Raw genomic sequence first — 26,007 nt, forward strand, 5'->3', positions numbered from 1 at the left:
CTCAAACCTTGAGATAAGAGACGAATAATCCAAATGAAATTTATTATACCTTGACTTCTAAATTACCCAGAAGTTAGGATTTGCTAACAAAATCCCCGTCCTCCAAATACAATCTCAAGTAGCAAGCACTTGTCAAGTCAGGCACTTATATTGAATGGACGCACGGGTAATTATACTATGTCTCAAAAAAATGAAACAACCATTCTTGTATTATCTATCTTCATTACCGTCGGGCTAATAGCTGGCGGTTTTTGGTGGTTTACTAGAAAATCTGGTGTCGATCTAAATACAATTAATTCTGGTAACACCAAAACGCCCCAAACTGTCTCAGAACAACCCACTGGTAATACTTTCACTTCAGTAAAGGATGTTCCTACAGGATTATTTAATTACGGAGGCAGTACATCTTGGGCACCGATTCGACTAGTAGTCGATCCAGCAATTCAAGCCGCACGGCCAGAGTTACGGCTGCGCTATGTAGAACCCAGCAATGCATCGCCTGGTTCTGGTACTGGCATTCAGTCCTTGATAGACGGTCAACTAGCTTTTGCCCAGTCCTCCCGACCAGTTCTAGATCAGGAATTAAGCCGTGCCCAACAGCGTGGGTTCAGTTTGAAACAAATTCCTGTGGCAATTGATGGTTTAGCGGTTGCAGTTAACCCCAACCTGAATATTCCAGGACTAACAGTAGAACAGTTAAAGTCAATTTACACAGGCAAAATCAATAATTGGAGCCAGGTGGGCGGCCCCAATATCCCGATCAAGCCCTATTCCCGCCGCATTGCTGATGGCGGTACTGTCGAACTTTTTGTCCAAGACATCTTGGGTGGTCAAGCTTTCAGCTCCAATGTAGAATTTATCTCCACAACCACCCAAGCCTTGCAAAAATTGGCTGATAGTCCTGGTAGCATCTATTACGCTTCTGCCCCAGAGGTGATTCCTCAATGCTCAATCAAGGCCTTGCCGTTGGGGCGCACACAAGGACAATACATTGCTCCATACCAAGAACCTTCTGTCCTCCCGTCTGAATGTCCTGGTAAACGGAACAAGTTGAACATTGAGTCCTTCCAATCAGGAAAATACCCGATTACCCGCAATCTGTTTGTGGTGGTCAAACAGAATGGTCAGAATGAGCAGCAAGCAGGTGTCGCTTACGCCAACTTACTGCTGACTGAGCAGGGACAGCAACTGATTACCCAAGCGGGATTTGTCAAAATTCGCTGACACCTGCGATCGCCTGTGGCGGGGCGTAGCCCATCGCACTCAAGACAGAGTGGCGGAAATCGCCGCTCTGAACTGTACCTTAACCAGCTCTATTAATCGACTCTGCTGGCAAGCAAATGAGATTATCCCCTTGAGTCAAGATTAAACCACGTTGACGCAGCTTACCCATCAAGCGGGTGACGGTGACACGAGTGGAACCAATCGCGCTACCAATTTGGGCATGAGTGAGGGGAAAGGGCAGACAATAACCGCGAATCACATCAGGATCGGTGTCGCTCATTGCTGGCTCTCCATATTCCTCAATTAACAATGTGAGAAATCCTAAAAGTCGGTCAATTGTGCGGCGTTGTCCCAAGGCACTCAACCACAGCAGCTTACGCTGGTGCTGATACCTAAAGGCATCCATAACTTCGCGACGGAAGTGAGGCCAATTGTCTAAATCGTGCCAGTACATCCACAGCACCGCAGTTTGATCCACATGGGCGTAAGCCTGGAGTGTGAATGGTGATTGGGCAACAATTTCAAATGGCTGTCCCGCTCCTACAAAACCCAAGAACGCTTCTTCTGGAGTTCTGTTGATTCGTCGAGACGTTAGCTGACTAGCAGTCGCACTAACTTGGGCGGTTCCTACCATGCGGATCGCACCCCTTTGCACCAAATACAGCAATCCAGGCCGGGCTGGAATGCGCTCATCTTTGCTAAAGGTGCGGCAGCGATAGTGTTCTTGAGCCCAGTCAAGAATGCGTTGCCAAGTCAAAAAAGGCCGTGATGCCTCAGAAAAGGAGGATGGAGATTGCATAGGTAACAAAGAGCGTTCGGCTGAAGACAAAGACGTAAATAAAAGGGTGCAAGGAGTGTCTTTGTGTTGACGAGGCAGGCTTAACGCCTAACAGCGCCAGCCAATCCAAAGAATAGAAAGCAAATTACTCTCTACTCTTTTGTTATACTTCCTACTGTACAATGGTGGTAGTAAAGTTTACTTACTATTCATCGATTATTCATCAAATTTTATCCTCTTCTCATTTTTCTTCATCTAAATTAAATTTATACCGCAAGACAGATGACAGAAATGTAACAAATATATCTTACATGACTATTTAAATAATATTACGTGCATTCTAAATTACCAGTTAGCAAGTATACGTCAATCAAACAGCTATTATATAGTTATCTAATAAAATCGATAAGCATTGATACTTATAATCCAGAAAATATATGCACAAAAGGGGAAAAAATTCCTCTATATAAAGGTAGAGATGACAATAGAGTTTTCTATACCTCAAGTGTGTCTCTGCGACTATCAAAATCTCAGAATCGAAAAGCGATGGAGCTTGCTAGTGCGATCGCTTCAGATTTATCAGGGACTTGTGATGGCGTTTTTAGCATCCAAATAGTTCCCCCTGGTTGGATAAATTTTGAATTAACTCACTCAACCTTAGCGACTTGGTTACAAAGTCTCGTAGTGGGGAGTTTAGGGAGAGCAGAGGAGACAATTGATGGCCAATCCCCAATGCTTAATTCATTGTTTGCTGTTGAATATGCTCATGCACGCTGCTGTTCGTTGGTGCTGCTGGCTCATCGAGAGGGGTTGATTAAACTTAGAGAACCAGTTCCAAATACTAGTCCAGCTTTTTGGGATGTTATCTCTCCTAACCCACTACCTTGGCTTAATTGCGACGGAACACTACAACTCAATCACCCAGATGAGCGTCGTCTAATTGGCGAATTAATACAAGTGGTAGACAACATAGAATGCCCTGATGTTAGCGGTTCTGTGAAATGGGAAAAAGTAGCGCTGAATTTGAGCCAAGCTTTTGAAAAGTTTTGGTCTAATTGCCGGATTTGGGGTGAGGTGAAAATTACGTCACCAGAGCGGGCCCAAGCTAGACTCGGATTGCTCATGGCTACTCAGTCAGTATTAAAATTTGTCCTAGAGGAAAATCTGGGGGTTTTTGCGCCTTTGGAGCTATAAATCGGTAATGTCGCTTAGGCAAAAATAAAAACTTTTTATATAGCTATTGACTCAATGCACCACCTCGGATACATTAGCAGGTGTGTGAGGAGCGAACCAGCTAGGGCACCGAGACGAAACACGGCCAGTCGTCGGTGTCCTTTCTGATTTGTATGGGTTAGATTTTAAAAAGTGCCCTCACTACAGCAAAAACTTTTCAATTGCTACTGCTGCCCCATCTTCTTCTACGCTAGGAGCTACCCACTTAGCGATCGCTTGCACTCCTGCTGGTGCGTTGCCCATAGCTACACCAAGTCCGGCATACTCCAGCATTTCCACATCATTAAAGTTATCGCCAATCGCCATAACGTTGGCTAACTGTAATCCCAGCAATTCTTCGGCTAGGTAACGTATAGCAGTCCCCTTATTTACAGAGGCGTTAGTTGCTTCAAAAAAGGTAGCAACAGAGGTTGTCATATAAAGTTCAGCGGGTGTGTATTGGCGGCGCAAATTTCCCAATAACTTATCGATTAGGTCAGTGTCATCAGATAAAGCAAGAATTTTTGTCGGTTCATTCGTTAAGGCTTGACGCAAATCACCTACAGGAATCGCAATAATATCAGAACGTTCTGCATAAATTTTGGTTTCTCTGGTTAACTCACGGACGTATAGTTGATCGTTGATGTAAAAGTGAACAGATAGAAGCGATCGCAACTCAGGCTTTTCAAAATAGTCGAGTAACTGGTGGGCGATTTCTCTGGAAACAACCCAATGGCGATGAATTTTTTGGGTGATTGGGTCTTGAATCCAGGCTCCTTGATAGGCCATTAATGGTAGCGTAGAGCCGATATCTTGGTGGAAGCGCAAGGCTGAACGATACATTCTACCTGTAGCGATCGCCACTTGAATTCCTCGTGCTTGCGCTGCAAAGATTGTTTGCTTTACAGGTTCGCTAATGGTATTAGAGTGTCCTGCGATCGTGCCATCTATATCCAAAACTAGTAGCTTAATGTCTTTTGCAGCAGCCTGATTGTCAGTAGATGCTTTCTGCATGATTTCCTAGATTTTAAGTTCCAGTAAGAGGTTAACAGGCTCTAGTGACCAGTGGGGAGTAGTAGAAAAAATTGGCATCTCTAGTCAATCTAATTTCCTTACCGTGAGGATGTTGACTTACACAATTTTAGATTTTAGATTGACCCCAGCGAGCAATACACTTGCTTTGAGGATTTTGGATTTATTTAAAAAGGTTTAAAAACTATGGCTAATAGCGCAATAAAAAACCCGATTTTTTCGATAATCGGGTTTTTTTATTTAAATTAGATAGCCTGATCGATAGATAAAATGGGAAAAACCTACATATTCAAGAAAGTCTATGAATTGGATACCTTGATCCAGCTTTTTTTGCGTTGTGACAATAGACAAAGCCCAGCAATTAAACCAATTCCAAGTGTGGCAGAGGATTCAGGTACTGATTTCACTTCATCGTAGTCATAAGTTACTTTGATACCTGCTTTGGCATAAGTATCAATATAGGATCTCATGTTGCCCGAACCCGTAACTACTGAATTGGCTAAAGCTGAGAACAAAAAGTCTATGTCGCCATTACCAGTGAAAGACTGCAAGAATTGGGTATTGGTGAAAGACTGAGTTGCAGATTGTGTGGCAGTTAAGTTAGAAATAGTCTTTCCAGAGGTGCCACTATAATCAGTAGTACCATCATATTTAGCAGCTTGATAACTCGATATATCTTGTGGATTGAGCGCAAACAGAGACTGATTATTTAGTTTTAAGCTGAGTTGACTAGCAAGATTTACTGTCACCTGAGTCGGGGTTGGACTCCTGTTTTCAAAACCTGCATTTCCAAGTATGTCGCCAGTAAAACTTATCGTTACACCCTTGAGTGTACCCAGAGATGAGTTAAATTTTTGGACGCTCAGAGGTGCATCAATGATATTTGTGAAATCGTAATTAGTGGAACTAGCGTAGGAGAGAGAAGCTGCATTAGCTGCTCCAGATGTTGCAACAATTCCTGCCAAGGTTGTGGCAGCAGCTAGAGTGTTGAATAGTTTTGTTGTCATGGATAGAATATGCTTTTCTGAAACGAATCATTACGGGATTACTAACCTATTTCTAACTCTGAAACTTTGCTTGTAGTCTTGATAAATACACGTAACTTTATGTAAAGTTATTATGTTCAAATTCCTTCGATAAATAGACTTTTTGATTGGTACATATAAAGTTTTATTAAGGCAAGAGGTTTTGATGGTAGTAATATTATGTCGAAATATTAAGCTAGTTTTTGTTGGTTCCTGAGATGTAAGCTAGGTCAACCTAATTAAACATAAAACGCTCAGGAGATAGATTCCCGGCTTCTGGTGATAAGTTGAGGATTGAGTTACTATCCGGTTACTATGCTTATACTCACGTACTTAATTGAGCTGGTATCTCTGCCAAAAGTTGGTTCTACTTGCCTTCCGTACTAAAGTTGCAAATGCGTAAATATAAATTTGTCTAAAATCATACTCAAGAGCAATTGGTACGCAAAAACTGGGCTATTGTCACCAAAGCCAAGCAGAACAAGCATCTGAAATTGCTAACTATGTGACAAAGCTTCTGGCTAAAATAGGGCTATGTCTGAAACTTTCACTTCTGCAACTGCAACACGCCCCACGTTCATCCTCGTAGATGGGCACTCGCTGGCTTATCGTTCATACTTTGCTTTCGCCAAAGGGCGAGATGGAGGACTGCGTACTAAAGCAGGGATTCCTACGAGTATATGTTTTGGTTTTGTGAAGTGCCTGTTGGAGGTAATGGCAACACAACAGCCTCAAGCAATGGCGATCGCTTTTGATTTGGCTGAGGCAACTTTTCGCCACGAAGCAGACGAGACTTATAAAGCCGATCGCCCAGAAACGCCAGAAGACTTCATTCCCGACTTAGAAAACCTGCATGAGTTGCTGAATGGCTTCAATCTACCCTTTTTCACTGCCCCTGGTTTTGAGGCTGATGATGTTTTGGGAACCTTAGCACAACGAGTAACTGCTGCTGGGTATAAAGTGAAGATTCTGACTGGCGATCGCGATTTATTTCAACTAATCGACTCTGAGAAAGAAATCACTGTTCTAAATTTTAGTCCAGATGCCCTAAAGCGCTCTACAAATAGCATCACGGAATTTGAAGCAGAACAAGTCAAAGAGAAGATGGGCGTTTTACCTTCACAAATTGTTGATTTCAAAGCTCTTTGTGGTGATAAATCGGATAATATTCCTGGTGTCAAGGGAATTGGGGAAAAAACAGCAGTGCAGCTGCTGAATACCTATGGTTCACTTGAGAATGTTTATGCTGCGTTAGATGAAATTAAAGGCGCAACTCAGAAAAAACTTGCAGTCGGTAAAGAAGATGCCGAGAAGTCTCGCTATTTGGCAACCATCGTTTTAGATGTTCCTATAGAATTTGATTTAGAAGAATGCAAATTAAAAGGGTTTGATACAAGCGTCTTATCACCAATTTTAGAAAAATTAGAATTTAAGTCTTTTTTAGGCAGGATCAACGACCTTCAGCAACGTTTTGGTGGGAAAATTGAAGAAAATCAAGAAACCAAAACAGACGCAAATAATCCCAACTCTAATAACTTAGAATTCAGCGCTGATGAAGATAATGATTTGTGGTTTTTCAGTGCCAGTGATACAGCCGCAGTTCCACAACAATCTACTTCTCCAATTACACCACGCATCATTAATACCGAAGCAAAATTAACTGAGTTAGTGAAACTTTTGCAAAAATTCACTAATCCAGAAACACCGGTTGCTTGGGACACTGAAACCACTGATTTAGAACCAAGAGACGCTGAGTTAGTAGGTATCGGTTGCTGTTGGGGAATGCAACCAGATGAAGTAGCCTATATTCCTGTGGGGCACAAAACTGGGGAAAATTTGCATAAAGATTTTGTGCTAGAAGCATTACGCCCAATTCTCGAAAGTGTCGATTATCCCAAAGCTTTACAAAATGCCAAATTTGACCGCTTAGTTCTCAGATGTCAAGGAATTAATTTGGCGGGAGTCGTCTTTGATCCCATGTTGGCAAGTTACATTCTAAATCCAGCTTCTAGCCATAATTTAATGGATTTGGCAAATAAATATTTGGGATTGACGGCCAAAAGTTACTCAGATTTAGTTCCTACAGGTAAAACCATCGCTGATATAGATATTCCTGCGGTAGCAGATTACTGCGGTATGGATGCTTATTCTACTTTTGGTTTAGTGTCGAAATTGCGTGAAGAACTGGATCAATTTCCAACTTTGTCTAAACTATTAGTGGAAGTGGAACAGCCACTAGAAGCAGTTTTAGCCGAAATGGAATACACAGGCGTTCGTATTGATTTACCTTATCTGCACAAATTTTCGGTTCAGTTAGAAAATGATTTAGCACAGATTGAGCAAATAGCCTATGGTTCTATACCTGCTTCTGAGTTAAAAGGCTATTTTGAAACTATATGGGATCAAAATCAACCTGATTTAGTATCTATTAAACAAAAAAAATACGATACTTTACCTAGTCCAATCTTAAAAGCCTATTTCCAAAAAATACTCAAAGAATTGCCAAAAATAGATTTGCTTGATATTAAGCAGAGAATTACTGATGTCTTACCAAGTGATATCGTCAATTTAAACTCACCTGAACAGTTAAGTGAATTACTATTTGACATACTTGGGCTAAATAGCAAAAAGTCCCGCAAAACATCTAGTAAGGGTTATTACTCTACCGCTGCTGACATACTAGAAAATATGCAAGGAGATCACCCCTTTATCGATGCCCTCCTAGAATATCGTACCTTGCACAAACTTTATTCTACCTATGTGAAAGCTATTCCCAAGCTAGTACGTTCAGACACGCAGCGATTGCACACAGATTTTAATCAGACTGTGACAGATACTGGCCGTCTGTCTTCTTCTAATCCGAATTTGCAAAATATTCCTATCGGTACGACTTTTAGTCGCCAAATTCGTAAGGCATTTTTACCGGAACCAGGCTGGTTAATGGTAGCGGCTGATTATTCACAAATTGAGTTGCGGATTTTGGCTCATTTGAGTCAAGAGCCGATATTAGTGGAAGCATATCAGCAAAATAAAGATGTTCACACTGTTACGGCGCGGTTAGTGTTTGAAAAAGAAGATGTAACACCAGATGAACGAAGGTTAGCCAAAACTATCAATTTTGGCGTGATTTATGGAATGGGTTCTCTCAGATTTTCGCGCTCAACTGGGATAGATAAGACCATTGCCAACGAGTTCATTAAGCGGTTTAATGAACGATATCCGAAAGTATTTGCATATTTGGAGCGAGTGAAAAAAGAAGCGATCGCTCTTGGTTATGTAGAAACTATTTTCGGTCGTCGTCGTTATTTTGAATTTACTAATAACAGTTTACGCAAATTAAAAGGCAGTAACCCAGAAGATATCGATCTGAGTAAATTGAAGAATTTGGGTGCTTTTGATGCAGGTTTGTTACGCTCCGCGGCTAATGCACCAATTCAAGGTTCTAACGCTGATATTATCAAAATTGCAATGGTGAGATTACATGAGGTTTTGAAGAACTATCAGGCGCGTTTATTGTTGCAAGTTCACGATGAATTAGTGTTTGAAATCCCCCCTAATGAGTGGGAAGAATTACAACTGCAAATTAAGTCGGTGATGGAAAATGCAGTGCAGTTGAGTGTGCCGTTGTTGGTGGATGCGCGTGTCGGTGACAATTGGATGGAGACAAAGTAAGTTTAACTGGGGATTAGGACTATTACATTGGGATAGGCGTATATCTGTGTTAGTAGTTACTACAGCCTGACTCGATATCAATCTTATACTATTCTTACCCCAGAAGGAATTTTAATATGCATCGCCGTTGGCTCTTATCTGCTTTAGCAATTTTGTTGAGTATAGTTTTAGTTGCTTGCACCACTGCAAATACTCAGCAACCACAAACCCAAGTGGAAAATACCACTGAGGCGACTAACACGAACTCTCAGCAATTACCAAAAGGATCGGCAAAAAGAGTGGTTGCTCTTTCTTCTCTTTCTGCTGATATTATCTCTCGACTCGATGAAACAAAAATTGTTGGAATCACTGGTAGTAAATTATTTAAAAATGACTCAAGATTCAAGGATATTCCTCGCGTTAGCGAAGGTCAAAGTCCGCCAAATTTAGAGAAAGTAGTAGCACTCAAACCAGATTTAGTTATTGGTGCTGAAGGTTTTTCTAACATTCCAATTCAAAAACTTCAGCAGCTAGGTATTCAAACTTTGCTTACTAAGGTGAATAGCTGGGAATCTCTACAAGAACTTACTAAAAAACTGGCTCAGTCAATTAATGCCGATCCTCAGCCTTTGTTAAATCGTTATAAAACTTTCTTGCCAAATAAGCCAACTCAGAGTCCTTCTACTCTAGCACTGGTCAGTCGTCAACCAATTTTAGCGCCAAACAAAAATAGTTGGGCAGGGGATTTGCTGGCGAAGTTTCAGGCGAAAAATATAGCAGCAGATTTACAAGGTAAAAGTCCAGTTGGTGGCTATGTGACACTTTCGGCGGAGAAAGTTTTAGAAGCAAATCCAGAAGTGATAATTTTAGTTAATCCTCCACAAGGAAATTCGGAAGCGGCGCTTTTAGATTCGTTGAAAAAGGAAGCTTTTTGGCAGCAACTGCGAGCAACTAAAAATAACCGAGTCTATGTGTTTGATTATTTTGGTTTGGTGAATCCAGGTAGTATAGATGCAATTGAAAAGGCTTGTCAGCAGCTTAAGCAAGCGTTGTTTACAGCACAGGGCACTTAAGTAGGTGAGTTGAATAAATTTTGATAAATAAATATCAAGGGGAGGCGGAGCCTCCCAATAGGGATTCCCAGTCTGAGACTGGGAACAAGGCACGTTAAGTTGACTTTTAATCTTTTGCAGAACTAATTGGTTTTTGAGCAAAACGGATATTTTTTCTACCTTCAGGAGAAGCACCGCCAAGGCTGCGGAAATACAATCCTCCAATGGTGAGTAAAAATCCCACGTATCCCACTGCTTGTACAAGATAGAGATTGTCTCTATAGCCAAATAAAGATTTGAGAATAATCCCAGGAAACTGTTCGTCAGGTAAGGTTGTGGAAGTATTGGAAACCATAGGCCCCAAAATACAGGAGTGGACTTTTGTAAAACGTTCGTAATAGAAACAAAGGCTTTCTGTGGCACGACTGCTAAGGGCAAGGTTAGCTACTGCTTCGTCAAAGTGTTTCAAGGCTGAAACTACCAACCCAGCGACAATCAACACTAATAAAATGCCCATTACCTGGAAAAACTGGCGGATGTTAATTTTGACACCCCATTTAAATAGCAGCACTCCAATGGCAGATGCAGCTACTAAACCAGCAATAGCGCCCAACGCTGGCATTAATCCCTGTTGAAAATTAGCTGCAACGAAGAGAACAGTTTCAAAGCCTTCGCGGACAACGGCAATTAAAATTAAAGTAAAAACACCCCAGCCAGCATTTGAGTTTTGTGTCAGCGCTTCTGTTACTGCTCCCTCAACTGTCGCTTTCATGAATCTGGCTTGTTTAGTCATCCAGATTAGCATCCAACTGAGCATTGCGATCGCTAATACACTAAACACACCCTCTAACGCTGGCTCAACGACAGTGGTGTATTGAGGATTCGCGGCTCCCAGTACTTGAATTATCCAACTGAATAACACGCCTATTAAGGCACTGACGACAATCCCAACGCCAACACCAGCATATACCCAAGAGTTAAGTCGGGATTGTTTAGCTTTTTTTAGCAAAGCTAGCACAATCCCAACAACAAGGGCAGCTTCCACTCCTTCTCGAAGTGTTATTACAAAAGTAGGTAGAGCAGTACTAAAATTCATCTTTTGTCCTTTGTCTTTTGTCCTTTGTCATTAGTCTCTAGCCAATAACCAATAGATATCTCCAGAAATTAATGATGCTTTATACAGAACTGTTGTAGAGACGTAGCAGTGCTACGTCTCTACATTTTTTTTCACAGATGTCTAATGACTAATGACTATTAACCAAAATCGCGTAGCATCTTTTTCAGTTCGAGATTATGCATCTCTTCTTGTCCAATCATACCGCGAGCGAATTCTTCAAGGTAAATGCTGGCATTGGTGACAGTTTCGAGCAATTTTTTATACAGATCCAATGCTTTTTTTTCATGGGACAAACTTTCTTCCAAGATATCCTTGACTTTATGCTGGTAGGTTTCTTCCATTGGGGCAATTTTCAGCGAAGGATGCCCATCTAAACCAGTGAGAATTTCTCCCACTTGTTCGGCATGAAGTAAAGATTCACTTGCCTGTGCTTTGAAAAAAGCCACAATTGGAATCCGGTTAGGGCCAGTTACCATCAAAGAATAATGTGTGTAGCGTACTACTCCTGCTAGTTCAAATTCCATGATGGCGTTCAGCAGGTCAATAGTCTTTTTATGGTCAAGTTCTTGCATCAGTTGTTAGTTAAAGTAACGAAGGGAGTGTAATTAGTTAGGAGTTAGAAGTTAGGAGTTAAAAGTTAGGAGTTAGTAGTTTTGGATTCATAACTCATAACTCATAATTCATAACTCTTAACTCCTAACTATTTTAAACTCCTTAACCTATACTTTCCATTAAATTAAAGTGTTATCGCTGTGCTTGGGTATTTGATTTATCAACCACTTTTTGAGAGTTTTCCTCAATGGTTTTCACCAGTTTGGTAACATCATTAGGTGTTTTGACTGCTTTTGCTGGTGGGATGGCGGCGGGCCAAACTTTTATGAGTTCAGCGAAACTAGTATCGATCGCTTTGTGTGCTTCGGGATCTGCTTGAGCTACTTGACTAGAAATTCCTTTGTATAATTCATTGGCGTAAAAGACAAAACCACGAGAGTCTTGATACTCAATTGGCGCGGTTACTTTACCATTTGCGATCGCCGCGCCATATTCGGAGTTGGCTGAATCTAGTAGTTCGTTAATTACCTGTAGCGTAAATCCTGGTTTTGAGCGTTGAGCTTCTGGCAAAGCTGCGATCGCTCCATCAACTGCTTGCACTGAAGAAGCAAAATTAGTTTTAACTTTGCTATCCTTTGGACTAGATTTCACTAAATCTTGCAAACTTACCAAAGTTGTCTTAAATTCTTTAACTTTGCGTTCATTAAGTTGATCTTCTACATCAACGTAAATCTCTTCAACTGGATGTCCAATATGAGGTTCTGCCTGTTTCGGTTGATTCTGATCTAGCAGTTCTTTGGCTACCAAAAGATGCCCTTTCATCAAGCCTAATTTAGACATATAATCAACATCTTTTGCTTCACCTGTGAGTACTACTTCCTGAACGCCAACCTGGTCTTTAATTTGGTCGAACTGTTCTTGAGTAATTACTTTTTTAGTAACTAAATCTTCTGGGCTACCGTAGGGACGATTTGCCTGGATTTTGTTTGATAAAGCCGGGATACCTAGCTTGGCTTCAAACTTATCTAATTCTGACAAGATAGCACTATTAATGTTAATTTTTTCTTTACTACCGTGACCACTATGACTGTTATTACTTACTGCCTCTGTAGCGGGAGTGCTAGCAACTGGTGCTGATGGATTTTCTGCGGTTGGGGTATTACTACAGGAACTCAAGGTAACTATTACCGCTGCTGCTGCTGCTAAACATATATAACGAAGTTTTATCATTTTTGCTCCTCACACTAATTAAAAGGTATTAATTGAAACATTTCAAACTATTACTAGAAAGTAGTTTGTTTGACAGATTGTCATAGATTTTACTGTTGCATATAATGAGATTTTTTATCAACTAGTTTGCTAAAATTTTAATAAATTAATTACAAATTACTAAGAATATTGTCAGGAATGTTTAACATTATTTTGAGAGTTACTCTCAGCAAGTACTTCAAATTGACCCATGCAACCGTTTTCTGCGATCGCATCTTGATGGGGATGGAACATATACTTACCTGGGTAACGAAAAGCAAATTCTAAGATGTGCCTTTCTGCGACACCCATCGTAATCACATCTGCTTTCTCGCTAGGAGTCATAGTCATGCCAGAGCGATAGACATCAAAGAAGTTGGCGTGGAGATGAAACGTCACTGCCGGATCGTATTCAATGATGTTGAGGACATACAGCCGAATCAACTGATCTTTGTAAATGCCAATGGGATGATGCATGTAATAGTGGGGCAGACCATTGAAGGCGTAATAATCATTATGGCTATCATCATTCACGTCATACCCACCCATCACTAGTACGATTTCATCAGCCGGGGGACGGGGAGTAGGTGGATCGATGATAAACATTCCGTATAGCCCCTTGGCAATGTGGCGGGTGACTGGTTCAATATGGCAGTGGTATAAATGAACGCCATAGGGTTCAGCATCAAATTCGTAGATTGTGGCATTACCATTGCTGATTGGACGAACACCATCCATTTCTGCTGGATGAACGCCATGAAAATGCAAAGAGTGAGAATGTCCAGCGTTGTTGAGAAATAGTACCCGGATGCGATCGCCCTGTTTTGCCCGTAGCGTTGGCCCTGGTATGCGACCGTTTAAATCCCAGATGTTGTAAGAGACAGCACTATTGAGTTTTATGATGGATGAACCAGCAGTTAACTGAAATTCCCGGATAGTCCGCCCATTTTCTTGCTTTACCGTCCCATAATCAAAATCTCTCAACATCTTCATTGGGTTAGTAACATCGTCTGGTGCTGACCTATCGAATGGTGGCACTTTAACGATTGACTTACTTTGTAGATTTAGCATCTGCCAAAGTCCAGCTGCACCAGTTATTCCAGCACCTGCTAGGCCCAGCTTCAACAATTGACGGCGGCTCCAAGGTTTTCCGTTACCTAGAGCGAAGTTGTTGGGCATGACATTTTAGTTACAGTTACCGCTAAAAAAGAATTGCAAAAGATTTGCAATTGCTTTTAGATATTAGAGGAATTAATAATTATTGTCAATAATTTTTCAGTACTTCTAAATTGCCAGTTAAGTTGTTAAATCTAGAGCGAACTCTAAAAACTATCGCAATATTTTCGTGATTTTAACTGTAGTTATACGCTTAGTTATGTATAAATAACCTTCACACAAAACTAGCTGTTTCATACATATTCCTGATATACTTATTGCTTCAGCAATACTTACAGTATAAACAATGAGTATAATAACACCTTGAATATGGACACAAGCAAAAAACTATTGCTAATCTCTAGTGTATTGAATTGGTTTAGAGATAACATAAGTTACCTTTATTCAAGAATTTTTGAATGCTTGGCAACGTAAGAACTTTTAATTTTTAATTTTTATCTGTTACCTTCGTGTTAGCAGCGCTGAAAATGCCGTCACTCAAAATCATGTGTCATTCTTTTGTTATTTGTATGGACTTTATGTGTAGATTTCTGCATCGCGATCGGCCGATGTCAAAGGATAGTATAGTATTCACTAAAGTCGAATTACACAAGACATTTGATACACACTTGTCAAATACAAAGTTGATGGTATATCTTTTTGCAATCAAGCGGCGTTATGCCCTTTGATTGATGAACTACCGAAATTTATTATTAGGAGGTCAAAAATGACTAGTTTTTCTCATATTTCACTATTGCAGAAGACCGCAGGTATTACCTTATCCAAACCTGTGCAGGTAACACTTTATATGATGCTATCTTCTTTAGTTATCTGGACTGTTTTGTTCTCCACCTATCCTGCGGTTCATAACACAGCACACTCAGCGCGTCACCACACATTAGGCGTTGCATGTCACTAAATTATCATAATCCCAAGATTTTTAGGTGCATGAAGCTTTGCGACATTACATAACAAAGTTACGACGCTAAAATAGTGCAAATTTCGCGCCAGGTTTTTGCTGGGAAATAACTTTTAGGTTTTGTAGAGATGCTTTGTTTATCATCTCTACATCACCTTAACTTGATACCAATTCTGTATAAAGATGCACAGAATATTAAACGAACCGCCCTTCGGGTTCACCAGTCGCTTACGGCGGGAAACCCACCTACAGCGCTGGTTCACCAAGTACGTCAAGAACGCCAAGAATAAAGAGTTACTCATTTAGTGCAGCTTCATATTAAATTTGTATAAGATGATGTCTGATTTCTGACTAATTCTTTAACTGGAATTTTTTACTTAGTAATAATAATCTGGAGTAACTTTCATCCACTGCTATGAAAGTTTAACTTGCAGAAATTACATGAGCTTCACATTTACCGTAGGTTCGTATGAAAAAATATCGAATTTTTGGAGTTATCAGCACTGTTTGCATTGTGTTGTCAGTTCTTTATTCCTTTGTGGGAAGTTCCCAAATTCCTACATCTAGAGTGCTACTTTCCATCAACCCACCTTTAGAACGTATTCTTCCCTTTGAAGCAGAGGCAGAAAAACCGCAATCTCCTGTTACTTTGACTTTACAAGCTGTTGATGCTGCGGGTAAATCTTTAACAAATGCCAAAATTAATTTACAAATTCTGACACCGCCGCGTAATCCTTGGTTAACAACAGATTTTCCCATTGTTGAGGGGACAAAATTGTTGCAAATGAATGCCAATGCACCTGATGGTAAGCTAGAAATACAGCAGATGTTACCCATTCGTGGTAATTACCAACTGTTAGTTAAAGTGTCACCCTTGGTAGCAAACACTTTTACTGCTTATGAACAAACTTTAAATCTCAATGTTCACGAAAACCCAATCAAATATAAATATTTTGTTGTAATCGCAGCTATTTTACTGTCACTTGGATTGTTGGGTGGTTGGGTTATCGGTGGACAAGAAGAACTACAACAAGGAGAAATCGCACCACAGTCAGTCCGCCTTTTATTAAGTGCATTAACTGTAGTGGCTATAGTAACCCTATTAGTTATCAATATTAGTGCAGAAGTTGCAGAAGCTCATGGCAGCGAACATCACTCAACTAGTACTGAAACGATGTCTACGACGGGCTACGCCAACGCACCATCATCTCAAAAATCTCAGGGATTAGAAATTAACCTTGGTGGAGATAAAAACGCAACTGTCGGAAAACTTGCGAATTTAGCGTTACAGGTGAAAGATACCGCAACCGGACAGCCTATTACAGATGTAGCTTTGCAAGTAAAAGCGATCGCTACAGAACACAATTTAACAGTCTTTGACTACAAAGGTATTCCCGACGAACAAGGGAAGTTAACATGGCTTGAACAGTTTTTTGATGGTTCACCCCACAAAATCGAAGTGGAAGCAACTCCTTTACCAGGATCTAGCCGTCAATTTACACCAGTGAAGGTAGCGCAGGAAGTTGAAGTTGAAGCGATCGCACCACCAATTTACATCCGATTGATTGGTTTATTCTACTTTACAGCCTTTGTCGGTATTGGTATGGCGATTGGATTGTTAATACAACATCGACGAAAACCACAAGCAAGGACAAATTAGTAATATCAGAGTTGTACTAAAGATTACTGCTAATACAAAGATATAGATTACTCAATCAAAATAGTTGTGGTTAAACCGCAACTATTTTTTTTAATGGATTATGTAAACTAGAAAAATGTAGTGCGATCGGACAAGATAAGCTCTTTTAATAACTTTCAAGATAAAACTTATGTTCAAGCGTGGTATTTTCGAGAAATTGATATATTAATTAAGTAGAATTTTATTATTTACAAGCTCATAAAATTAAGATTTACCGAGAAATTAAGAAAGTAATGCTGACAAAAATTGCGTTTGAAACAATTCTAGAACGTGCTTTGATGGGATACGACTTATCCCCGGAAGAGGGAGTGGTATTGTTACAACAAACTGAGCCAGAGGCGATCGCAGCAATACGTACTACATCAGATACACTTCGCCACACACAAGCAGGCGATACTGTCACCTATATAATTAACCGTAATATTAACTTTACTAATATTTGTGAGCAGCACTGTAGTTTTTGTGCATTCCGTCGAGATGATGGTGATGCCGATGCATACTGGTTAGATTCGGCGCAAATTTTGGAAAAAGCCACAGATGCAGTACAACGGGGTGCGACAGAAATCTGTATGCAGGGGGGATTAAATCCACAAGCACTGATAAATGGTAAATCTTTGCCCTATTATCTCAAAGTCGTAGAAACCATTAAACAGGAATTTCCCCACATACATTTACACGCTTTCTCTCCCCAAGAAGTGCAATTTATCGCCAGACTTGACGGACTTGAATATGCTGAGGTGATTAGTGCTTTGCGCGATGCTGGTGTTGGCTCAATGCCGGGAACAGCAGCGGAAGTATTAGACGATGAAGTAAGGCGGATACTGTGTCCAGAGAAGATTGACACAGCCACTTGGCTAGAAATTGTCAGTACCGCTCACAAATTAGGCTTGCATACCACCAGCACCATGTTATCTGGGCATATTGAAACCCACGAACAGCAAATCGGACATTTAGAAAAATTGCGATCGCTCCAAAAAACCGCCATCAATCGGGGATATCCAGCCAGGATCACAGAGTTTATTTTATTACCATTTGTTGGCCAAGAAGCCCCCAAATCTTTACGTCGCCGTGTCGGACGCGATCAACCAGTTTTAAGTGATGCACTGCTATTAGGGGCTGTAGCGCGGATTTACTTAGGTAATTGGATTTCCAACCATCAGCAGAGTTGGGTAAAACTGGGGCTTGCAGGTGCGACAGAATCCTTAGCTTGGGGTTGCAACGATATCGGCGGCACTTTAATGGAGGAACATATTACCACAATGGCAGGTGCTTTGGGTGGTACGTGTATGGAAGTGGAAACCTTACAAACTGCGATCGCTTCTTTAGGAAGACCTTACCAACAACGAGATACTCTTTATCAGAAAATTAGGAGTTAAGAAAAAAATTCCTCTTCAATCTCCTTGCTCTGTGTTCTCTGTGCCTCTGTGGTTAAATAAATTGCTTTTCAACCGCAAAGGTACAGAGCGATCGGAAAAACAGATTTTACAAGTCAGCTTCAAAAAGCTAATCTTCAACGCTTAACTGATTTGTTTGCGTTGTCTCCATAGAGAGGCAGTTAACATCAAGACCATAAAAGAGAACAAGCCAAGATTTGTATTTGGCTCTGGTACTGCATCGATATCAGAAATGCCTAACCCTGGTAACTTTTTAGTACCTTCCTTCACCGCACCCTGTAATAAATCGGGATTTAACCCCAACGCATCTAGAGCCGTAACAGCTATTTGAGTTGTTTTTACCGCCTGTGTTTGGGTTGTACCTTTGAGTCCAGAAGCTAAAATCCCACTAGCAGCAATTAATCCAACATGGGTATCGTCATCTGAAAAACCCCCATGTTCAGCCCTTTTTGTACTATCTGAAATCACATATCCAGGGTTCAATTTGATAATGAAATCTGGTGTACGGTCATCTGACAAAGGATTACCAAAGCCTGCTTGTTGTAATGCATTACCAGATAAAATCTCATTAATCGCCGGATTGTTGAGATTTTTTAAAAGAGTTGTCGCAGTATCAGCTTGGCTTTGATCTGCAAGCCAAAACAACCCAATATCATCTTGTGTTGCATGATTTACGGTAATCCCAGCTTTTTCTAAAACATCTGTAAATGTGTTTTCGGAAATCAGTGTAGCTGTTCCTTGACGGGGACTTTGACCGTGTTTTGCTGTCAATACCACTAATGTTGAATCAAACAAATTTTGTTGCTTCAATGCATTAACTATATTTCCGATACTAGCATCTGTATGTTCTAAGGCATTAATTAATCCTGGTGAAGGTGTTCCATCAGCAGCAATCCCACCATTGCTACTAGCATCTTTCTGAGCGACGCTAAGAGCTTGAAAATTCATGCCAAAAATAGCAGGAGTTCCCGGAGTAGTAGTTCCTTGAGAATCTTTACCAGCTATTTGGTTTAAAAGCGCATTTACCTTCAAATCATCATAAGCCTCTGTAAGGCTAGTGCTTTTAGTTGTCGTTTTAAATGTGAGATTGCTAGGATTTTGGGCTGTTGATAGATCGACTAATTTGCCATTTTCCAAAGCTACTTTAGCATTGATTTCTGGAGCATAAAAGTCGTCAATTCCCTTGCCTGAAGGCCCATTAGCAAGGTCATAGGCAGGATGTTTATCAATAAATGCGGTGTGTAACCCAGCATCGTGAGCTACCTCAAAAATTGTATTAACATTCAGGTAGTTATGAGGATAAATGGGTTTTCCTGTGCCATTTACTGGCAACTTACTTGAATCAATGCTACCTTTGCCAAAATCACCACCTCCACTAATAAGATTTGGGTTTTTATCAATACTTTCATCAAATAGAACTCCAGTACCAGCAGGACTCCCGATTTGACTTAATAATGAGCGACTATATGAATTGTCATAATAAACCCCTGTAGTTTTTGGACTTGCTCCTGTTAGATAGTTCAATTCACCAGGAAAGGAATCGGAGGGTTTACTGGTAAAGGCATTAGTGTAAGTAACTCCATTTGCCTGCAAATTATTAATATTTGATAAATAAGGTTGAAGCAAAGGATCGTTGATGTCAGCATCATGCAGTCCATCAACTGATAAGAGTAATACATGTTGGTAAAGGCTGGCTGCTGTTGCTGCTGAGTTATTAAATTGTAAAAATGTCTGTCCTGTTAAAATAACTGTGCTAAAAATCACTGTTTTTAAAACAGTAGGTAGATGAGAATTGCTAAATCGAGTCATCCTATTTATTTCCTTTGCTGATAAAGTACCCTATGTATTGTTATAGGCTTGTGGTTATTAGCGTTATGAATCAACGCCAATTAACAGTTCTAGAGTCGAATATGACTAAGCTAAAACAATACGAAAATTTGTGAATACGCTTGGTTACAAAGGTATTTGGTTACTAAATAGCAAAAGTTTAAATTCCTCTATTTGTCGTTACTCCTGCTGAAGTAAGCATTTAATTTAGGAATTTATCATTTGATGAATCAGCTTGATTGGTATTGCATATCTTGAGCGCTCATACGAAACATTAATCAGATCGTATTAAGTTAAAGTTAAGAATATATGATAAAGAAATTAAGATTACCCTTGTAGGTAAGATAACCCTCTTTCCTCGATTTTGGAACTATCAGCTCATCCATAGCCCTTCTGTCAATACTTGGAGTTTGTATCTTGTTTACAACTCTAAAATCTAAAAACCTGGTAGTAACTAGACTTTCTAATGATGAATAACATTAAAGTATGCTCCGACGAATTTCTAATTTCTGGTTGCGTCATATACATCCTCGTTTGGCTCCCTTAATTGCCACAATTGGTATTGTTGGACTTGCTAGTTGTCTGCTCATCCTTTTTATTTTAGCAAAACTGGCTGAAGAGGTTTTGGAGCGAGAAGCTTTTGCATTTGACACTACTTTCCTGTTATGGCTACATCAGTTTGCTAATCCAAATTTAGATAATTTAATGCTGTTTATCACAAATCTTGGTAATCCTAGTACAGTAGTCATAGTTGCAGGTATTACTGTCTTGTTACTTTGGTGGCGACGTTATCAAGAAGAAACGAAAGCTTTTGTATTTGCTTGCATAGGAGGGTTAATTTTGAATACAGGGCTAAAGTTGTTTTTTTCTAAACCTCGCCCGGAACTCTGGCATCAATTGATTTCTGAAAAATCTTTTAGTTTTCCTAGCGGCCATGCACTAGGTTCTATGGTGCTTTATGGCTTTATTGCTTACGAATTAGCAATTCACTATCCTAATTTTGCCAAAATTTTTTACAGTTGGACGGTTATTTTAATTGCTGCTATTGGTATCAGCCGCTTATATTTAGGAGTCCATTGGCCCACAGATATAATTGCAGGTTATGGAGTCGGTTTTTTGTGGCTGATGATATGTATTACGATGCTGAAATTGCAAAGATTGAGGTAGGAAAAGTTAGTTTATTAAGTCCTATCAACTTCTAATTCCATAACTTCGCAGAGAAAACATAGCAATGATAATTGTCCAATCAGATTTTTTAATCACCTGATTTTTGCCCAAGATGCTTGTAGATTAGAGCTTTTGAGGGAATGAAACAGCCCTGCTCCCTACTCCCCACTCTTCACTCCTCACTCAATTGATCCCCAAGTTACCAATCCAAGATAGGATGGACGTTGATTTACGTATTCTTTTACTTAATGCATATGAAGCGCTATTGGTCGCGTTTGCTTGCGCTGGTTTTGGTTGTAGCTATCGGCTTAATGGGTTGTTCTGGCAGTCCAGATAGTTTGACTGGGGATTATCGTCAAGACACCTTAGCTGTGGTCAATATTATGAGACAAGCTCTGGATCTTTCACAAGATTCACCAGACAAAGCAGCAATTCAAGCAGAAGCGCGTCAAAAAATTAATGACTTTTCAGCTCGCTACCAGCGGGTTAACTCTGTTTCTGGTCTTGGCTCGTTTACAACCATACGAACAGCCCTCAATTCTCTAGCTGGACACTACAGTTCTTATCCAAATCGTCCCGTACCCGAAAAACTCAAAAATCGTCTAGAGAAAGAGTTGCAGCAGGTAGAGACGGCGTTGAAACGTGGCGGTTAGCTATTAACTATTGCTTACTCCATCATCAATAGTCAGGTGTCAAAAGTTTTGACTCCTGACTATTTTCTTTATCAAGGTATAAGGCAGGAGGCAGGAGGCAGGAGGCAGAAGGCAAAAACTCTTTATATCTGATGCGTAAGTCCTGCATTTTATAGCTCATTTACTTGAAAAATGCATTAACAATGCGAGCCGATGCATTCACATTGAGGGTGAAGTTGTAATATCTACTTCATGCACCGGAAACCGCTATACAAAAATACGGCAACAGAAATAGACCTTTGAGAGTCTTAAAAAAATAGGTTTTAAAACCCTTAGTATTTAACTATATAATTCGATACACGTTGCCCATAATTATTTGAGTTGGGATCGATGATTATCGCAAATTAAAGGCTTTAAGACCGAACGTCAACACGTAGCTCAAAGTTAGAGCCACTCTGTCTTTGCTCAGTTACCCTGTGGTAAACAAGTTACAGTCGGAATTTAAATCCCTGTCTGAAACTCTTTTGAATTTGTTCATCTACTGGTAGGTATGTCTAACTGTCCCTTGAAGGTTGCAAGATCGATATTATTTTGGCGGCGCTTATTCGCTGTTGTTTTTACTAGTAGTTTGTTGCTCCCCAACTTGGGAAGCGAACCAGCAAAGGCGCAAGTAACTGAGTATTGTCAGTTATCATCAGCTGCGGCGCAAGAAAAAGAAAGCTTACGTTTGTCAGCGCTTAAAGGCAAACAAGATGCTCAAACGCGCTACCAAAGCATAATACAAGAACAGGCGCAGAAATTAAAGCAATGTCGCTCTCGAACTTGGCCGCAAACCCAAGCCCTTTGGTTACGCTTATATCCCTGTGACATTCAGCCAGGAATAATCGATCGGGTTATGGATCGGATTGTTAATGGCGGCTATAACCAAGTTTATATAGAAGTATTTTACGATGGGCAGGTACTATTACCAGCAAAAGCTAACCCGACGGTTTGGCCTGCTGTGATTCGTACTCCAGGGGCAGAAAATATTGATATACTTGCCACGGCAATTAAAAAAGGTCGGCAACGTGGTTTGAAGGTCTATGCTTGGATGTTTACCACAAATTTCGGCTATACTTACGCCCAGCGCCCAGATAGAGAAGGTGCGATCGCTCGTAATGGCAAAGGTCAAACAAGTCTATATGTGGTAGATAATGGTTCTCAACTATTTATCGACCCCTACAACCTGCAAGCAAAACGCGACTACTACCAATTGGTACAAGAAGTTTTGCGCCGTCGCCCAGATGGCTTGCTATTGGATTACGTGCGTTATCCCCGCCAAGCTGGAAGTGATTCCATCGCCACCAAAGTTTCAGATTTATGGCTATTTAGTCCCGCAACCCAAGAAGCTTTATTTAAACGGGCACAAAATTATAAAGCGCTGGACTTAATTCGTCGCTTTTTGAGTAAGGGATTTGTCACTGGGGCAGATGTAGCGGAAGTTGATAAACTTTATCCCCAAGAAGGAGAACCTCTTTGGCAAGGACGCACTCTCCCACTAGCGCAAAAGTCAATCCTGCCTGCAACCGATAGACAACCAATTTTACAATGGGAGTTGTGGCAGCTTGCCGTTGCCCATGCTATGCAAGGAATTCTAGATTTTGTCACCATCGCTAGTTACCCAGCAAAGCAGCAAGGTGTTTCCACAGGAGTGGTGTTTTTTCCTGATGGCAACCAAACTGTAGGACAAGGGTATGATTCTCGTTTGCAACCTTGGGATCGGTTTCCCAATACATTAGAGTGGCATCCTATGGCTTATGGAAATTGCGGTAATGTCAGTTGTATCGTGTCGCAAGTGCAAAGGGTCTTGAGTATGGCAAAACCAGGTACACAGATAATCCCAGCTTTAGCCGGTCAGTGGGGAAAATCTGTTAGTAATCGTCCATCCCTAGAAGTACAAATGCAAGCACTCCGCCAATTTGCCCCCCAACTGAAGGGAGTTAGCCACTTTGCCTACTCTTGGCAATATCCTCAGAATGATAGCGATCGCAAATTCTGTCGAGTTAAGTAGACTTCTTGCAGAATTAGTAAAAAGGGATTGAATTTCCCTTTCAACTTATAGAATCACACACTTTACAAATTCATCCCAAATATAGTTAACACAGTCATAACTACAGCTTAAGTATAGTGTGTAGCGAGTCGTTGGAATGCCGACGGTGCTGGACTATCTGCGAGGTACTGGCGTATCATCTCAGCACACGCACCTGGGCTTAACAAAGAGGTATCCACTTCAAGGTCATAGATGCCAGGGATGTGGACTTCACGTTGCCATAACTGAACCGGATGTGGTATCGGGGAGTCAGATGTACTTCCCACGTTCCACCCCGTGTTTTGTCGTCGTTCCATAACGATCTCGATGGGGCAGTAAACACCTACGAACAAAACCGGCAATTCTTTCAAACGTCGGGCACTATCAGCCAGAATGCCCCGCTCTATTGCATAAGCGTTATGGTGTCCGACATCAACCACGACATTCAGACCCAAACGGCTGTGGGCAGCGATAGACTCATACATAGCGCTGTACAGAATGGGAACAAGGGCTTCGATGTCCTGGCGTTCTCCCCCTGGTCGTAAACCGATCCCAGGCAAGTATCGTGCGGGAGTCATTTGCATAAATCTATCAACACCCAAATTCATCCACAGACCATCAAATGTCTCCTGAATCACTGCGACAATGCTCGACTTCCCCGATCGCGGGACACCATTCAGGATGATAATCTGTCCTAGCTCCTGTGTCTGCCCCATGATTCCTCCTCGCATCCTTAATACATATAGTTAGCAGTTCCACGTTAGGGCTAAAATGTTGAATAGGCAAGAATTCAGGAGTCAGAATTCAGAATTCAGAATCAAGACGCTGCGCGTAGATTATCCCCAAAATGACTTTATTACCAGACTTTCCGTAGGTTCAGTTCACCATTAAATCCCTACTCTCCAACTCAATTTAAAGCCAAGTCCTCTGGTGTATTACAGTTAAATAGCATTTCGGGTTCTGCTAAGGGCAAAACTTCTACCGGATATTGCCGAAGCCACTGCTGAAACGATCGCCCGCCTTGGTTGATAAACTCTAGGAGTTGTGGCAGACAGCGACGGCGATAGAAACCACACAGAGGTTCCCAACCTTTGGGATGACAAGCTAAAGCTGCGATCGCATTATCCCCCACGCTATCGAGTTTAGTTATCCAATCTTGCAACACCTCAACCCGCAACCTCGGCAAATCGCAAGCTAGCAACAGCACCCATTCTGTTTTGACTTCGGCTAGTCCTTGAGCAAATCCAACTAAAGGCCCGTGGGCTAGAGATTCTCCAGACAAAGGTACTTCCTCGATAAACTGACAACTAGCCAAAAGTAAATCTTGATAGCGTTCTGGCCAGGGAGTTACTACATAAACAAGATCAGCACAGCTTTGAGCAATGCTACAAACTCGCTGCAACAACGGCATCCCTTGAATGGGAATCAAGGCTTTATCTTGACCCATGCGAGAACTTTTACCGCCAGCTAACACAATCGCTGTTAATTTGCTACATGAGTTAATAGTCATTCGTCAAAAAAATAGAGGGTAAAAAACGAGTCAAACTAAATTAACCCCTGACGCTGAAAGTAGAATAAATTTATCTTCTACTTAAACCCCATCATGCCTATCCAAGAACTCAAACAACAGCTCCTTCAGCTTTCCCCCAACGATAAACTGTACATCATCCAACTCCTTGCTCAAAGCCTGACCACACACAACAACACCCACCCAGATCAACCAAGCAAACTCTCAGAGTTTTTCCGCCAATCCCCCTTGGCTGAACTTACCGAAGAACTTGACCTGAGTCGAGATCGCACCCTTCCCCGCGATGCCTTCACCCCATGACCTACCTCCTTGATACCTGCGTAATTTCCGAACTTGTTGCCAAACAACCACATCAACAAGTTTTAGATTGGCTAGATGCCCAAGTGCCAGAAACACTTTACCTCAGCGTCATTACAATTGGCGAAATCGCTAAAGGCATCAGCAAAATTACTGCATCTAAGCGCAAAGAATCTCTAACAACTTGGCTGAATGAAACCCTACCCAATCGCTTTCAACAAAGAATTTTAAGTATAGATGTCTCAACAATGGTGTTGTGGGGAAATTTAGTTGGGCAACTAGAACAGAATGGGCGACCTCTACCTCTGATGGATTCTCTCATTGCAGCAATCGCAATTCATAACTCTTTATCACTTGTCACCCGTAACGAAAAAGATTTTGCTGGAATAGGGCTTGTAATGGTTAATCCTTGGTCTGTTTAGGCATCATC

General features: G+C 41.0%; 23 protein-coding genes. 13 read left to right on the plus strand and 10 right to left on the minus strand.

From position 1 onward, the window contains the following. Positions 1 to 177 precede the first annotated feature (177 nt). The gene (locus ACM0OX_RS02495) at positions 178 to 1,224 is read left to right on the plus strand and encodes a PstS family phosphate ABC transporter substrate-binding protein (protein ID WP_414512797.1); all 1,047 of its coding nucleotides are present in this window, start codon (positions 178 to 180) and stop codon (positions 1,222 to 1,224) included. A 79-nt stretch (positions 1,225 to 1,303) separates the two neighbouring features. Here ACM0OX_RS02495 and ACM0OX_RS02500 read toward each other — a convergent pair whose 3' ends face one another. Next, the gene (locus ACM0OX_RS02500) at positions 1,304 to 2,023 is read right to left on the minus strand and encodes a Crp/Fnr family transcriptional regulator (RefSeq protein ID WP_012412419.1); all 720 of its coding nucleotides are present in this window, start codon (positions 2,021 to 2,023) and stop codon (positions 1,304 to 1,306) included. 312 nt (positions 2,024 to 2,335) lie between these two features. Between ACM0OX_RS02500 and ACM0OX_RS02505 the strand changes: the two genes are divergently transcribed. Next, complete coding sequence (locus tag ACM0OX_RS02505; RefSeq protein WP_414512799.1) at positions 2,336 to 3,196, plus strand: DALR anticodon-binding domain-containing protein; 861 nt, start codon at positions 2,336 to 2,338, stop codon at positions 3,194 to 3,196. A 180-nt stretch (positions 3,197 to 3,376) separates the two neighbouring features. Here ACM0OX_RS02505 and ACM0OX_RS02510 read toward each other — a convergent pair whose 3' ends face one another. Beyond that, the gene (locus tag ACM0OX_RS02510) at positions 3,377 to 4,228 is read right to left on the minus strand and encodes a Cof-type HAD-IIB family hydrolase (protein WP_414512801.1); all 852 of its coding nucleotides are present in this window, start codon (positions 4,226 to 4,228) and stop codon (positions 3,377 to 3,379) included. 317 nt (positions 4,229 to 4,545) lie between these two features. Then, the gene (locus tag ACM0OX_RS02515; protein WP_414512803.1) at positions 4,546 to 5,253 is read right to left on the minus strand and encodes a choice-of-anchor E domain-containing protein; all 708 of its coding nucleotides are present in this window, start codon (positions 5,251 to 5,253) and stop codon (positions 4,546 to 4,548) included. Between the two features lie 552 nt (positions 5,254 to 5,805). On the opposite strand from ACM0OX_RS02515, the gene ACM0OX_RS02520 reads away from it, so the two are divergent. Together ACM0OX_RS02520 and ACM0OX_RS02525 are read left to right on the plus strand one after the other, a co-directional pair. Then, on the plus strand, positions 5,806 to 8,943 hold the full coding sequence (locus ACM0OX_RS02520; protein ID WP_414512805.1) for a DNA polymerase I: 3,138 nt from the start codon (positions 5,806 to 5,808) through the stop codon (positions 8,941 to 8,943). 116 nt (positions 8,944 to 9,059) lie between these two features. Beyond that, positions 9,060 to 9,995 (plus strand): ABC transporter substrate-binding protein, encoded by a 936-nt coding sequence (locus ACM0OX_RS02525; protein ID WP_414512807.1) that lies wholly within the window; start codon positions 9,060 to 9,062, stop codon positions 9,993 to 9,995. A gap of 106 nt (positions 9,996 to 10,101) precedes the next feature. Here the strand turns inward: ACM0OX_RS02525 and ACM0OX_RS02530 are convergent, their stop codons facing one another. The 4 genes from ACM0OX_RS02530 to ACM0OX_RS02545 form a co-directional block, all read right to left on the minus strand. Beyond that, positions 10,102 to 11,070 carry an FTR1 family iron permease gene (locus ACM0OX_RS02530; protein ID WP_414512809.1) on the minus strand — a complete coding sequence of 323 codons (969 nt, stop codon included), beginning with the start codon at positions 11,068 to 11,070 and terminating at the stop codon, positions 10,102 to 10,104. A 158-nt stretch (positions 11,071 to 11,228) separates the two neighbouring features. Then, positions 11,229 to 11,663: a ferritin-like domain-containing protein gene (locus ACM0OX_RS02535; RefSeq protein ID WP_322663110.1), complete on the minus strand. Its 435-nt coding sequence runs from the start codon at positions 11,661 to 11,663 to the stop codon at positions 11,229 to 11,231. Between the two features lie 172 nt (positions 11,664 to 11,835). Next, on the minus strand, positions 11,836 to 12,873 hold the full coding sequence (locus ACM0OX_RS02540; RefSeq protein WP_414512811.1) for a ComEA family DNA-binding protein: 1,038 nt from the start codon (positions 12,871 to 12,873) through the stop codon (positions 11,836 to 11,838). 171 nt (positions 12,874 to 13,044) lie between these two features. Continuing rightward, the gene (locus tag ACM0OX_RS02545) at positions 13,045 to 14,070 is read right to left on the minus strand and encodes a multicopper oxidase domain-containing protein (RefSeq protein WP_414512813.1); all 1,026 of its coding nucleotides are present in this window, start codon (positions 14,068 to 14,070) and stop codon (positions 13,045 to 13,047) included. 703 nt (positions 14,071 to 14,773) lie between these two features. Here ACM0OX_RS02545 and ACM0OX_RS02550 point away from each other — a divergent pair. The 4 genes from ACM0OX_RS02550 (at position 14,774) to cofH (ending at position 18,040) form a co-directional block, all read left to right on the plus strand. After that, the gene (locus tag ACM0OX_RS02550; protein WP_335007588.1) at positions 14,774 to 14,965 is read left to right on the plus strand and encodes a CbtB domain-containing protein; all 192 of its coding nucleotides are present in this window, start codon (positions 14,774 to 14,776) and stop codon (positions 14,963 to 14,965) included. A 128-nt stretch (positions 14,966 to 15,093) separates the two neighbouring features. Then, entirely contained in the window at positions 15,094 to 15,255 is a 162-nt protein-coding gene (locus ACM0OX_RS02555) for a hypothetical protein (RefSeq protein WP_414512815.1), read from the plus strand. A gap of 179 nt (positions 15,256 to 15,434) precedes the next feature. Next, complete coding sequence (locus ACM0OX_RS02560; RefSeq protein ID WP_414512817.1) at positions 15,435 to 16,625, plus strand: hypothetical protein; 1,191 nt, start codon at positions 15,435 to 15,437, stop codon at positions 16,623 to 16,625. Positions 16,626 to 16,897: 272 nt separating this feature from the next. Then, entirely contained in the window at positions 16,898 to 18,040 is a 1,143-nt protein-coding gene (gene cofH / locus ACM0OX_RS02565) for a 7,8-didemethyl-8-hydroxy-5-deazariboflavin synthase subunit CofH (protein ID WP_414512818.1), read from the plus strand. Between the two features lie 141 nt (positions 18,041 to 18,181). Here the strand turns inward: cofH and ACM0OX_RS02570 are convergent, their stop codons facing one another. After that, entirely contained in the window at positions 18,182 to 19,867 is a 1,686-nt protein-coding gene (locus ACM0OX_RS02570; RefSeq protein WP_414512819.1) for an alkaline phosphatase family protein, read from the minus strand. 504 nt (positions 19,868 to 20,371) lie between these two features. Here ACM0OX_RS02570 and ACM0OX_RS02575 point away from each other — a divergent pair. The 3 genes from ACM0OX_RS02575 (at position 20,372) to ACM0OX_RS02585 (ending at position 23,734) form a co-directional block, all read left to right on the plus strand. Continuing rightward, entirely contained in the window at positions 20,372 to 21,052 is a 681-nt protein-coding gene (locus tag ACM0OX_RS02575; protein ID WP_414512821.1) for a phosphatase PAP2 family protein, read from the plus strand. Positions 21,053 to 21,300: 248 nt separating this feature from the next. After that, positions 21,301 to 21,705, plus strand: coding sequence for a photosystem II protein Psb27 (gene psb27, locus ACM0OX_RS02580; RefSeq protein WP_190240755.1), 405 nt, complete (start codon positions 21,301 to 21,303; stop codon positions 21,703 to 21,705). Positions 21,706 to 22,234: 529 nt separating this feature from the next. Further along, positions 22,235 to 23,734, plus strand: a complete 1,500-nt coding sequence (locus ACM0OX_RS02585) for a family 10 glycosylhydrolase (RefSeq protein ID WP_414512823.1) — start codon at positions 22,235 to 22,237, stop codon at positions 23,732 to 23,734. A 107-nt stretch (positions 23,735 to 23,841) separates the two neighbouring features. Here ACM0OX_RS02585 and ACM0OX_RS02590 read toward each other — a convergent pair whose 3' ends face one another. Then, the gene (locus ACM0OX_RS02590) at positions 23,842 to 24,468 is read right to left on the minus strand and encodes a chloramphenicol phosphotransferase CPT family protein (RefSeq protein ID WP_414512825.1); all 627 of its coding nucleotides are present in this window, start codon (positions 24,466 to 24,468) and stop codon (positions 23,842 to 23,844) included. Between the two features lie 191 nt (positions 24,469 to 24,659). After that, complete coding sequence (locus ACM0OX_RS02595) at positions 24,660 to 25,262, minus strand: molybdenum cofactor guanylyltransferase (RefSeq protein WP_414512826.1); 603 nt, start codon at positions 25,260 to 25,262, stop codon at positions 24,660 to 24,662. Between the two features lie 93 nt (positions 25,263 to 25,355). On the opposite strand from ACM0OX_RS02595, the gene ACM0OX_RS02600 reads away from it, so the two are divergent. Both ACM0OX_RS02600 and ACM0OX_RS02605 read left to right on the plus strand, forming a co-directional pair. Continuing rightward, complete coding sequence (locus ACM0OX_RS02600; protein WP_414512828.1) at positions 25,356 to 25,580, plus strand: hypothetical protein; 225 nt, start codon at positions 25,356 to 25,358, stop codon at positions 25,578 to 25,580. Further along, the gene (locus tag ACM0OX_RS02605) at positions 25,577 to 25,999 is read left to right on the plus strand and encodes a type II toxin-antitoxin system VapC family toxin (protein WP_414512830.1); all 423 of its coding nucleotides are present in this window, start codon (positions 25,577 to 25,579) and stop codon (positions 25,997 to 25,999) included. Before ACM0OX_RS02600 ends, ACM0OX_RS02605 begins: the two co-directional genes overlap by 4 nt. Positions 26,000 to 26,007 lie beyond the last annotated feature (8 nt).

The organism is Nostoc sp. PCC 9305 (assembly GCF_963920915.1).
Lineage (GTDB): Bacteria > Cyanobacteriota > Cyanobacteriia > Cyanobacteriales > Nostocaceae > Nostoc.